Origin of the sequence: Succiniclasticum ruminis DSM 9236, from assembly GCF_900112895.1 — a bacterium.
Classification (GTDB): Bacteria; Bacillota; Negativicutes; order Acidaminococcales; family Acidaminococcaceae; genus Succiniclasticum; species Succiniclasticum ruminis.
In genome coordinates, this window is record NZ_FONL01000013.1 from 1 (window position 1) to 12,944 (window position 12,944).

Consider the following 12,944-nt stretch of genomic DNA (forward strand, 5'->3'; position numbering starts at 1 on the left):
AAACGCAATTGGTTATAAATGATTTTTCTTCTGTATTTTGGTGTAAATACAATGTGATATTTGCATACCCACTTGGTATGTGCTAAACTATTTGCCATAGGGCAACATCCTTTCTTGTTTTAGTGACGGCTTGAACACTATCATTATACAAGAAGGATGTTGCCCTTTTGCTTAAGCATTAATCCCACCTGCGTAGCAGGTGGTTTTTGAGCCAAATCCCCTTGAGGGATTCGGCTCCCAAGCTAAAGCCATAATAAAAACTCCCTGAACGGTACGTCAGGGAGTTTTGTATTTTCACTTTACGCCGTATACGATTCACCGTAACGGCAATCCTATTCTTCTTTTTTCTCTTCTTCCGCCGGGCGGAATTCGGCATCTGTCGCCCCGTCTTTCACTTCTTTGCCCAGAGCGCCGCTTTCCATGCCGGCCGCAGCCGAAGCCGCCGTCCACTGGGCCTGTTTGGCCGCCAGTTCTTCCGCTTCCCTGCGGGCTTTTTCCTCATCCTTCACCCGCTGTTCCGCATTGCGGGATTCGGCCTCTTCCGCCGCTCTGCGCACGGCTTCCACCGGATCTTCGTTATTCAGGACCGCCATGAATTCCACGCCGGTAATGGTTTCCTTTTCCAGCAGGTAACTGGCCAGACGGTCCAGTTCCTCCCGGTGTTCCTGCAGAATAGCCAGCGCCTTCTGGTGCGCTTCTTTAATAATCTCCATGACCTTTACGTCCACCTTCTCCAGGGTGGCTTCACTGCAGGTCAGGGTGGCGTCGCCACCCAGATACGCGTTGTGGATGGTCTCCATCCCCATCATGCCGAACTCTTCCGTCATGCCGAACCGGGTCACCATGGCCCGGGCCAGACGGGTCGCCTGTTCAATATCGTTGGACGCCCCCGCAGTCATGTGGTTGAACACCACTTCTTCCGCAGCCCGGCCGCCGGTAAAGGTCACAATCTTGGTAAACAGGTCTTCCTTCGTGTAATTCAGTTTTTCCTGTTCATCCACCTGCATGGTGTACCCCAGGGAACCGTTGGTATGGGGAATGATCGTAATCTTTTCCACCGGGGCGCTGTGGGTCTGGCTGGCAGCCACCAGCGCGTGCCCGATTTCATGATACGCCGTATTTTTCTTTTCCTCTTCGGAAATGACCATGTTCTTGCGCTGGTATCCGGCGATGATGATATCCACCGCCTGCTCCAGGTCGGCGTTGGTCACCTTATCCCGCTTATTGCGCACGGCGCACAGGGCCGCTTCATTAATAATATTGGCCAGTTCCGCGCCGCTGGCGCCGGGAGTGGAACGGGCAATCTTCTTCAGGTCCACATCGTCACGCATCTTCACGTCTTTGGCATGGACTTTCAGAATCGCCTCACGGCCGTTCACATCCGGCAGTTCCACCGGGATCCGGCGGTCAAAACGGCCCGGGCGCAGTAACGCGGCATCCAGGGATTCCGGACGGTTGGTAGCCGCCAGGATGATGACGCCCTTGCTGCCGTCAAAACCGTCCATTTCGGACAGCAGCTGGTTCAGGGTCTGCTCCCGTTCATCGTTGCTGCCGAAGGCGCCGCTGTCACGCTTTTTACCGATGGCATCGATTTCGTCGATAAACACGATACAGGGAGCCTTTTTCTGGGCTTCCTTAAATAAATCACGGACACGGGCCGCGCCCATGCCGACGAACATTTCAATAAATTCGGAACCGGAAATGCTGAAGAAAGGAACCTTCGCTTCCCCGGCGATGGCCTTGGCCAGCAGGGTCTTGCCGGTACCGGGAGGCCCTACCAGCAGCGCGCCCTTCGGCATGGTGGCGCCGATTGAGGAATACTTGCCGGGGTTATGCAGGAAGTCTACCAGTTCCACCAGCGCTTCCTTAGCTTCATCCTGACCGGCTACATCCGCAAAGGTGACGCCGGTCTGGGCCTGCATGTAAACCTTGGCATTGCTCTTGCCGAAATTGCCCATGCCGCCAAAGCCCTTGCCGCCCATATAACGCATAATGAGCTGGCCGATCACGATAAAGAATATGATAGGAAGAACCCAGTTATAGATCAGGCTTTCCAGCGGACCGCTCTCTTTGGGGATGACCTGGGAAAACGTCACCTTGCTCTTCATCAGCTTCTCTACCAGCTGATTGTCCTCCACCCGGCCGGTCACGTAAATCTTCTTATCCTCCGGGTCCTTGGCCGTGGCCGCGATCCGCTTGTCACTGATCTCCACCTTGGCGAACTTGCCTTCGTCCACCATCTGGATAAAGGAATCGTACGACAGGTCCGTGACCTTGGTCTTGAACATGGACGGGAACACCGACGTGTTCAGGAACATCAGCACTACCAGAGCCAGTATGTAGTAATAATAAAGCGGCCTCCTGCCGTTATCGTTGTTGTTATTCATAAACTCATTCACCTCGCAAAAGAATGTTATCAGAAAATGCCGGCCGTATTAACCGGCAATACCATCCATCTGTTTAATACGGAATTATAACTATAATAATATGATATCTCATTCTATCGCGAAACGATATCTATGACAAGTGAAATAATTGAAAAATCAAAAAGTCAATCTTTTGTATGACAATCATTATTTAAAGTTTATAATTAAAAACAAATCGTGCAAGGACTTGAAGCCTTGCACGTAATTGTTTTTAAATTATTTATACTTTAATTCTTCGAATCAATCTCCAGCAGGCAGTCCCCGCTCTCAATACGGCTGCCGGCCTGCACATGGATCTGACCGATGATGCCGCCGATGGGCGCCGCGATGGTGGTCTCCATCTTCATGGCCTCGGTGACCAGAAGCGGCGTTCCCTTGGTTACGCTCTGCCCTTTTTCCACCATCAGTTTTACCACGGAACCGGACAGGGTAGCCCCTACTTCGCCCGGATTGCTCTTATCCGCTTTCTTGCGGGCCACGTTTTCCGTCTTCACGTTTTTATCGAAGATTTCCAGTTCACGGGGCATGCCGTTGAATTCGAAGGACACGGTGCGCTTGCCGTTTTCGTTGGGTTCGCTGATATGGATCAGCTTGATGATGACCACTTTGCCCTTTTCAATTTCCACGTCCACTTCTTCGCCGATAGTCATGCCGAAGAAGAAGGTCGGGGTATCCAGTACGCTTACATCACCGTATTCCTCACAGCGGGTCACCCACTGCTTGAACACATCGGGATAGAGGCAGTACGAGGAAACCGCTTCGTCCGTAGTAGGCGCGTTCATGTTTTCCAGCTTTTTCCGCACTTCTTCAAAGTCAACCGGGGGCAGTACGGCGCCCGGACGCTGGGTAATGGGTTCTTTCCCTTTTAGCACAATCTTCTGCAGGCGTTTCGGGAAGCCGCCGTAGGGCGTGCCGATGCGGCCTTCAAAGAACTCGATGACGGATTTCGGGAAGTCCATGGTATCCCCGTTTGCATACACATCTTCTTCCGTAATTTCGTTCTGCACCATGTACAGGGTCATGTCGCCGACGACTTTGGAAGACGGCGTAACCTTAATCAGATCGCCGAACATCATGCTGACGCGGTGGTACATATCCTTAATATCTTCCCAGCGGTCCAGCAGTCCCAGGGCAGCGGCCTGCTGCTTCAGGTTGGTATATTGCCCGCCGGGCATTTCGTGAATATAGGTTTCCGGATTGGGGAAGTTCTCGGTCTTGTCCGCCGCTTTGTAATACGGACGGATGGTCTCCCAATACCGGGAGAATTCATTCAGGGCGTCCACGCTCAGCTTGGGCTGACGGGGATGTCCCTCCAGCGCATAATACAGGCTGGCGGCGGAAGGCTGGCTTGTCCCGTTACTCATGGCGCTCATGGCCACGTCTACGATATCCACCCCGGCGTCGATGGCCCGGGCATAGGTGTAGATGGTGTTGCCGCTGCCTTCGTGGCTGTGCAGGTGGATAGGCACCGTCACCGCGTCCTTCATGGCGCTGATCAGTTCGTAGGCAGCCTGGGGTTTCAGGAGGCCTGCCATATCCTTAATGGCGATGATGTTGGCGCCGGCCCGTTCCAGTTCCTTCGCCATATCCACAAAATACTTCAGATTATATTTATCCCGTTCCGGATCCAGAATGTCCCCGGTGTAACACAGGGCCGGTTCCGCCACTTTGTTGCATTCCCGCACCGCTTCAATGGACAGGCGCATGTTGTCAAGACTGTTCAGGGAATCGAAGATACGGAACACGTCCACGCCGTTTTTGGCAGACAGGCGGATAAACTCTTTTACCACGTTGTCCGGATAGCTGGTATAGCCAACCGCGTTGGCGCCGCGCAGCAACATCTGGAACAGCACGTTGGGCGCCGCTTCCTTAAATGCCTGCAGGCGCTGCCAGGGACTTTCGTCCAGGAACCGGTAAGCTACGTCGAAGGTCGCGCCGCCCCAGCATTCAAAGGAGAACAGTTCCGGCAGCTTGCCGGCGGTATCCCGGATGACCCGCAGCATATCTGCCGTACGCAGGCGGGTGGCGAACAGGGACTGGTGGGCGTCGCGGAAGGTGGTATCCGTCAGCAGCACTTCCTTCTGCTCCTGTACCCACTTCGCCAGCCCTTCCGGTCCTTTGGCGTCCAGGATCTGCTTCGTGCCGGAAGGCAGTTCGCCGGTAAAGGGTTTCGGCAGATTCATGGGCGCGAATTCCGGTTTGGGCACCACGCCCACATTGGCATAGCCGTTTACCGTAATGTCGCCAATATAATGCAGCAACTTTGTACCGCGGTCCCGGCCTTCCGGGAAATGGAACAGTTCCGGCGTCTCATCCAGGAAATTGGTGGTATAGGTGCCGTTGATAAAATGCGGATGCTGCAGCAGGTTTTCCAAAAATGCGATATTGGTCTTCACGCCGCGGATACGGAACTCTTTCAGGCAGCGCAGCATCTTGGTCACCGCGATGGTATGGTTCAGGCCCCAGGTGGTGGCCTTAACCAGCAGGGAATCGTAGTACGGGGTGATGACGGAACCCGTGAAGGCATTGCCCGCGTCCAGACGGATGCCCATGCCGCCGCCGCTGCGGTAGGCGATGAGCTTGCCCGTATCCGGCATGAAATTGTTCAGCGGGTCTTCCGTAGTGATACGGCACTGGATGGCTTCGCCCCGGATGCCGATCTTGTCCTGTTCCGGAATGCCCACTTCCGGGCTGTGGATGCCGTAGCCCTCCGCAATGCGGATCTGGCTCTGGACGATATCGATCCCCGTGATGGCTTCCGTAACGGTATGTTCCACCTGGATACGGGGGTTTACTTCAATAAAATAGAACTCGTCGTCGGCGGTAACCAAAAATTCCACGGTGCCGGCGCTGATGTAATCCACGTTTTTCATCAGCTTCACCGCCGCGTCGCAGATGCGCTGCCGCAGTTCCGGCTTCACGAAGGTGGCCGGAGCCATCTCCACTACCTTCTGGTGACGGCGCTGCACGGAGCAGTCGCGCTCGTACAGGTGCACGATTTCACCCTGCTCGTCGCCCAGGATCTGTACTTCAATATGTTTCGGGTCTTTTAAATATTTTTCCAGATAAATCTCATCGTTGCCAAAGGCCTTCAGCGCTTCGGACTTGGCCAGGGCATACGCGGTTTCCACTTCCTCCGGGGAGTTGACCGCGCGCATGCCGCGGCCGCCGCCACCGTTGACTGCCTTGATCAAAAGCGGATAGCCGTACTTTTCGCCGAACGCCCGCACGTCTTCCACGGAAGAAATGGGACCGTCGCTGCCGGGAATCATGGGAATTTCCGCCAGTTTCGCCTGGGCGCGGGCATTGACCTTGTCACCGAACATAATCAGATGTTCCACCCGGGGACCGATGAAGATGAACCCTTCTTCGGCGCAGCGCTTGGCCAGCTCGGCGTTTTCCGACAGGAAGCCGTAACCGGGATGGATGGCGTCCACGTCATGTTCATGGGCGATCCGCATAATATCCTCAATATCCAGATAGGCTTCCACCGGGCCCTTGCCCCGGCCTACCAGATAGGCTTCATCGGCTTTATTGCGATGCAGGGATAAGGTATCCTCTTTGGAAAAAATCGCAATGGTGTGGATCCCCAGCTCGTTACAGGCGCGGAAAACGCGGATGGCGATCTCGCCCCGGTTCGCAACTAAAACCGTCTTAATTTTTCTCATCTCGTGACTCCTCCTTGGAATGATCAGGCTTTCGGGTAAAACCGGCGGAACAGGAAACGCGCGTCCGATTACGCAAAAGTATAAAACCGGTCGTCCCCCGGATATGTGGCTCTATTGTATTATAAGAAGTTTACAAATTCAACCGTTCAAAGCTATGTATACATTATTCTTGTAATGTGCTATAATGTACCACACATAAAAACTCCGCAATACTATCTGCTTCCATAAAACATATGAGGTTACCATGTCTTCTGAAAACAAAGTTACCAATACAACTGCAAACTACAACAGCCTCTTCCTGTTCGTCGTCGACCACCTGGACGGCAAGGGAAACTACGACGGTTCTCCCCTGCCTGACAACCTGATGCGGGAATATACCTACGGCGCAGAAGACGCCGCCATGTTCCAGCCCAAAGTCAACGAGAGCACCATGGAAGAAGCCAAAGATATCTATCTGCTTCTGAAAAAGTGGCTGAAACATCCTACCCAGATTAATAAAAACAATCTGTACGAGAAAATCTATACAACGCCCCAGATCACCGTATTCTTTGCCCTGGCCGGCCAGCTGCGTGGCGAAAAGCTCAGCTACGACCTGCTGAATTTAGCCCAGGAATGGTTCTACACCGCCAAGGACCGGGAAGCGGTCAAGTTCGCCTATCTGATCTGCGGCCTCATCGGGCTGGATCAGGTCCGCAAGTCTTTTTCGGAACATCTGTACAACGATCTGTTCACCATGGCCCGCTGCGAAGAATTTACCATTTTCCTGTGTATGGCCTGCCAGTTAAGCGAAACGCGGCCCCAGAAAGAGTTATGGTTCCTGGCCCGGCACACGGAAGGCTGGGGCAAGGCCATCACCCTGCTGATGCTGCAGTACCGCACCCCGGCCCAGAAACGCTGGCTCCTGAAGAAAGGGCTGGAACTGCGCATCTTCTGGCCGCCCCTGGCGCCGGTCATCATCAAGGAAAGCGACCTGCCCCGGACGCTGCAGCAGGCGGAAATACCGGAAGATATCTATCTCGCCGCGTCCAACGTCATCATCAACTATATGATCTTCCTGATGCCCAACCAGACACCGGCGGAAAATCCCTTTGAGAATTCCCTGATGGTGCCGGTACATATCGCGCTGGAGCCGCTGCTGCGGGACTTCCTGCGCCACGCGGAAACCTATGCCAAAACGCCGAAACAGCTGCTGACCATCTTTGCCATCAAAGACCGGCTGGAAGTGCTGGCGACGGAAAAGAAAGGCGCCGCCCTCTCGGCCAACGCGGCCCAGCTGCTCATCGCCGGGTGCGACGCCCTGATCTATTACAAAGACTGGGAGCCGGAGATCCGCGCGTCCCTGTTCGATAAAAACGGAAACCTGAATTCGGAGATCGTGGATTTCGCCGCCGACCTGAACATCGACATCTGGCCGGACGTAATCCGTTTCTACAACGAACGCCCGAAAGATCACGCGGCGCTGCGCTACCTGATGTTCGCGGACGCGGGAGGGGACGAAAAACGAATCGATACCCGGCGCCATCTGTTCCTGGACTGCGCCGAAGCCCATTTGAAACAGTACATGGACAATGAAGACCTGCTGATCAATTTCGCCCATTACCTGAAAGATTATCCGGGGGAAGGGGAACCGCTGCTGCAGGCCTGCCTGACCTCCATTTACGAGCATGCCATCGGCATGGCCGCCCTGTCCGTGTCCGCCTGGCCCCGGGACAAGGTGCCCGTGACATTAAAAAAGGCTGTGATCCAGGCAATGAAGCTGAACCACAACCCTTTTATCGACCTGGTGCTGAAGTCGATCATCGACGAACGGATTCCCGCGCCGGTGGATTTTGATTTCGGGGATTTGTAAGAAAGTCGCGTTGGCGGGATATTTTTGAACTGTAATAAAAACTAAAAGCGTGCACGGGTTTGTAAAACCCTGCACGCTTTATTTTTTACTGCACTTTTTTTCAGTCGGTTATAATTCATAACCAACTCATTTACCTTTCTTACCACATTCTCTTTACGGTAATACTGCACGACCAGTCTTTATCGTGGGAACCACGCTGGAAGGTTGCGTCGCCGCCTACCGTCCAGCCTTTGGCTACTTCGGCCTCCCCGCCGATAGACAGCACAAAATGGGTTTTGTCCTGCACGTTCCGCATGTCGTAGGTGTTAGCCGCATTGCCCATGTAACTGTACCGCAGTTTCGGCTCCGCTCCCGCAAAGGCGTGCTTCACCCCGGCCCGGATTGCATAGCTGCCCCCCGCCAGATACCGTTTGAGCTCTACCCCGGCGCCCATGCCGAAGTAGTCGCTGTGCTTGCTGTCTACAACCTGATTATATATGCCGGCCCCATCTTCGCGGTAACTGTTCTGCCATAATCTTGACAGCTGTGCATTCACATAGGGCCGCACATGCCAGGGCACATTTTTCTCCGCCTGCAGATCGTATAAATACTCCCCGCCTAATTCCAGGATGCGGCTGTGGTAATCCGCAGCGGCCGTCCTGCCCGCTACGCCACGGCGCAGCTTGTTCCGCAGCCAGCCGTAGTCCAGATAGACTAAACCTTCACTCCTGCCTTTGCTGTATCCGCCGTACAAACCGAACCGCACATCCCGCAGTTCATTGCTGGCAGTGTTGTCGGAAAAACCGGTTTTTCCGTAACCGGCGAACACTCCGGCCCGCCAGTTTTTGCCATAAGCCTTGTCCCAGCCTAACAGGGTCGCGGTGCTGTGGTAATCCATATCGTCCCGCATATCGCCCCAGTTCTTGCCGAACTTCAGCCAGATGTCGTTATCCGCCGGTTCCAGGGTTCGCAGGGGCACCGGCACGCCCTCATCGCTGCTGTCATCCAGATGCTGCACGGGAATGTTAGCTTGCGCCTCCTTCGCCGTAAACGCCTCTGTCAGCCGGGAAGACAGAAGATGCCGGATCACCGTGCTGCGCTGGGCCAGCGCCATGCTTTTCGCCGACGCATTGGAAGCAATGGAAGACAGGGTTTTCTTTGTTTCTTCAGGCGTCAGGGTGAACAGGGGCCGCATCTCATTCCGGCGGGCGTCACCTTTGGCCGTCAGGGTATCAAACATCTCCATCATGGCTTCGTAGGTTTCTCCCTGCACCGCATCGACGGCTCCCAGATTGTTGGCCTCTTTACCGGTCACGACCACCGTGTTCCCTTCCACCGCGCCGATTTCATCCAGCATGCCAAACTTATAGGGCGCGTTTTCCGTATTCTTTACAGGACCATAAACCCCATCTGCCTGCACTACGGCAAATTTTTCATCCGGCAGCAAATTCTCAGCAACGATCTGGGCATTATCGAGCATCGCCAGCCCGCTTACCCGGATTGTACCTGCGCTGCCGCCTGCCACACCCTTCAGGATGCCGTCCGAGAGCAGATTGCCGTTAATGGTCATGGCACTTTCACTGTTGAGCGCCCCTGCCGTGCCGCAGTTAATGAAAAAGCCTTTATCCGTCTCGTTCAACCCGGATGCAAAATCCGGCGCCGCCATACTGCTCATATCATGGACTGTATAGCTGCCGCCCAACAGCGCAGCGCCCCGGGCCACATATACGCCCACCACATCGGCCTTGCCGCCGTAGGCCAGCGTGCCGCCTGTTATATACAGTTTCATATTGTCCGGACCGGTGATTTTCCCGTTGTATGCCATGTCCGCCGCAAAATTCAGGTTCGTCACCAGGTCGGGAATGTAGGCATCATAGGCGTAGCCGTTCTCCCCGGTTTTCCCGTTGTACTGGATACGCAGCGGGGATTTTTTCCGGGTAACGATCTTTACATTCGGGTCGCTTTGATAGGCAGACGTAATTTCCTGTTGCTTTTCCGCAGGCCAGTCTATAAATTCACTCAGCTTGACCTGCGGATAGTGCTCTTTCAGCCAGTCAGCAAACTCCGGAACTTTTCGCGACTGGGTCAGCCCGTCATAACTGCCGTCCGTATTGAAATGTTTCCAGTCGCTGGTGATATCCCCGCGGATGGAAGCGCCTTCTGAGACGTTAATGTTCTGCACGAAGGCGTTTTTGCCGATATAGATTGCGTTCTCCGAGCCGGACAGGGAACCGGACAGATTGAATTCTTTTACCTGCGGCCCGTTCAGTTCATCCTTCCCCGCATTGTACACATCTTCACCCATATCCGTCAGGTCCAGATTTTGTGGCATGATAATCCGGCCGGTGTCCTCATCCGCGCCCCGTTTGTAACGGATATAGGAGCCGCGGTATTCATCAAAGGCGCCGTTCGTGCTGGAGCCGAAATCAAACCGGATGCCCGTGCCGCCCCGGCCGTTGGCGGTCACCGTCCCCGCCTGGTCCACCACCTGGTCCCGGCCGTAGGCAATCAGGACGCCGTTGCCCCGGAGACCGTCCGCATGGATGTTCGTGGCAGCCGGAATCATCACCTTGTTCTGCATGCCGTCTACCCGGATGCCGGTGGCGCCCGTACCGTTGGTCAGTATATCCGCTGCCTGGGTCACCGTATTGCGGGACCCGTAGATGTGCAGGCCGATGCCCAGCGGAACCGTGCCGGGTTTGCCTTCAATATACGCCGTACCGGCTTCATTCCGGGCAAAAAAGCCCTGGGTATTGGTAATGGTTTTATCGTCCCCGTAAACGGAATGACCGAAATACGCCTCCCGGTCGATATCGTATCCCATGTCCTGCATCACGGCCAGTTCCACTTCCATAAAGGACGTGTAGTTGCTGTAAGCGCGGTGGCTCATCATGCCGGCCGTCTGCAGATGGGAGCCTTCAAACATTTCACTTTCCCAGCCATTGACGGGAACGCCGTTAACACCGAAGAACGTAGCCCCCGCCAGGGCGTCCGTTACATGTTCCCCGACAAAAAATGCTTCCCCTTTTCTCCCCGTATCGTCTTCCTTTTTAAATTTATTGTTCACAATAAAGAAATCGCTTTCTTTCACGGCGGGATTCGCTTTCTTTTTTTCTGCAAACCCCTTCGCCGACAGGATTTCCATCCCCGGTTTCGCTGGGTTCAGGTTCTGGTCCACCAGGTGCAGGTTCCAGGACTTCGTATCGGTTACTTCGGTACTGAACCGCATCATCGCTTCCCCGGTTGCTTTGGAATTCTTTACCTCTGAAGGATTCCTGGGTTCATAAACATTTCCTGCTTCGTCCAGGTAGTCCACGGCTTTACCGATGCCCAGGGCATGGCCCAGTTCATGGCGGAAGGTGCCTGTAAAATCCGCCGCCTGCTCGTTGGACGGCAGCACCGTATCCGTGTCCACCCACCAGCCGTCCACCGTTCCCTGGCGGGCCGCCCCCACATATTGGCCTATGTAGATGACGCTATACCCATAATCACCCGGAGTCAGTTTACCTTCGTCTTCCTGCATCCGCAGCAGCGATTTTCCGTCCTGCAGCTGCCGCGCCACAAAATTAACTTCGGTTCCCTTGAGTTTTCCCTTTTCCGGCTTAAACGAAAAAGTGTTCGCGTAGGCATTCTGCACTTTTTCCTGCGTGGCCACAAAAATCTGCCAGGGCTGCCCGTTTTTCGCTTTCGGTCCAAGCAACCCCGTCCAATAGGCCGTTCCGGATTTTGCCGGTTCAATCAGAGAGGGATCCAGCGGAAAATCGGATTTGCCCGGCATGTCTTTAACCCCTTCGCTTTTGACCAGAAACTGTATTTCCACCATCGGTTTTCCATTGTAATACACATATTCCGGTGCTTTTACAAACGCATGGCCGTAGGCGGGCATGGCCAGCAGTGCAGCCAGAATGGCTGCTGTCAGCTGCTTTTTTTGTTTTCTGTGCGTGTTCATAGGAACGAATCTCCTTAGAATAGGTTTTACGTTGCCGTTCTTTTGCAGCGTTTTAAGTTTGATTTATAATTTTAATATTTATCGTTCACTTGCGCTTTACAACACTTTCTCCAAGTACGCGATACAGTTTTTATACGCCAGCTTTTCGATGGTTTCGTCGCTGAACTTTTTGCCCAGATAGTCAAACAGGGGCACAAAATCCTGCACGCCCTGCAGATTATACGGCGGATGGCTGATGCCGTCAAAGTCGCTGCCGAAGCCCAGCTGGTCGTCATTTCCCATAACGTCCATCATATAGGCCAGATGCCGGTACACGCTTTCAATGCAGGCGTCGTTATAGTCCTTTTCCAGGAACTGGCCGGCAAAGTTAATACCCACAAAGCCTCCTGTTTTCACCAGCGCCTTTAACTGGTCGTCCCGCAGATTGCGGGGATGGTCGCACAGGCTGTAGGCGCAGGAATGGGTGGCGATGATGGGTTTTGTGCTGTGCTCCAGCACATCCCAGAACCCGTAGGTGGAAATGTGGGATACGTCCACCGCGATGCCCAGCCGGTTCATCTCCGCCACTACCTGCCGGCCGAACATGGTCAGCCCGCTTTTGCTGCATTCTTCGTTGACGCCGTCGGCAATATCGTTGCGGTTGCTCCACACCAGGGTCATGCAGCGCACGCCCAGTTCGTAATAGACGCGCAGCACTTCCAGGCTGCCGTCCAGCGCGCCGCCTTCTTCAATGGCCAGCAGCGTATTGAATTCCCCGTTGGGAAGCTTCTTCAGGTCTTCTCTGGACAGAATGCGGGTAACGTGCAGCCCTTTCTGCTCCAGTTCCCTGAGACCCCGCAGGTAGGTGTCGATAAGCTTCAGCGTATAGGTCGCCCCTGCCCCGGCACGGAAAACATCTGTCGGGATGAACATGGCCATGAACTGGAGACCGCCGCCATTTTTAATGATCCGTTCCGCGTCCAGCATTAGGTCGTTGGCGTATAAACTTTTATTCTGCTTGTACAGTTCGCTCAGTGTGTCGCAATGACAATCTGCAATAAACATAGGTGGTTACCTCGTCTTCCTCATATCAG

The 12,944-nt window shown here is 54.3% G+C and carries 6 protein-coding genes; 1 reads left to right on the forward strand and 5 read right to left on the reverse strand.

All coding sequences use genetic code 11. The annotated features are described in order from the left end of the window. The 3 genes from BM159_RS08775 to BM159_RS08785 form a co-directional block, all read right to left on the reverse strand. A partial coding sequence (locus tag BM159_RS08775; protein WP_177205980.1) for a transposase occupies positions 1 to 98 on the reverse strand: 98 nt, incomplete at its 3' end. Between the two features lie 234 nt (positions 99 to 332). Beyond that, on the reverse strand, positions 333 to 2,387 hold the full coding sequence (gene ftsH, locus BM159_RS08780) for an ATP-dependent zinc metalloprotease FtsH (protein WP_093913875.1): 2,055 nt from the start codon (positions 2,385 to 2,387) through the stop codon (positions 333 to 335). A 266-nt stretch (positions 2,388 to 2,653) separates the two neighbouring features. Further along, on the reverse strand, positions 2,654 to 6,094 hold the full coding sequence (locus BM159_RS08785; protein WP_093913876.1) for a pyruvate carboxylase: 3,441 nt from the start codon (positions 6,092 to 6,094) through the stop codon (positions 2,654 to 2,656). A gap of 244 nt (positions 6,095 to 6,338) precedes the next feature. Here BM159_RS08785 and BM159_RS08790 point away from each other — a divergent pair, with 244 nt between their 5' ends. Continuing rightward, complete coding sequence (locus tag BM159_RS08790) at positions 6,339 to 7,943, forward strand: hypothetical protein (protein ID WP_093913877.1); 1,605 nt, start codon at positions 6,339 to 6,341, stop codon at positions 7,941 to 7,943. Between the two features lie 139 nt (positions 7,944 to 8,082). On the opposite strand, the gene BM159_RS08795 is transcribed toward BM159_RS08790, so the two are convergent. Further along, positions 8,083 to 11,871, reverse strand: a complete 3,789-nt coding sequence (locus BM159_RS08795) for an autotransporter outer membrane beta-barrel domain-containing protein (RefSeq protein WP_093913878.1) — start codon at positions 11,869 to 11,871, stop codon at positions 8,083 to 8,085. A 96-nt stretch (positions 11,872 to 11,967) separates the two neighbouring features. Further along, positions 11,968 to 12,915, reverse strand: coding sequence for a dipeptidase (locus tag BM159_RS08800; protein WP_093913879.1), 948 nt, complete (start codon positions 12,913 to 12,915; stop codon positions 11,968 to 11,970). Positions 12,916 to 12,944: the final 29 nt, after the last annotated feature.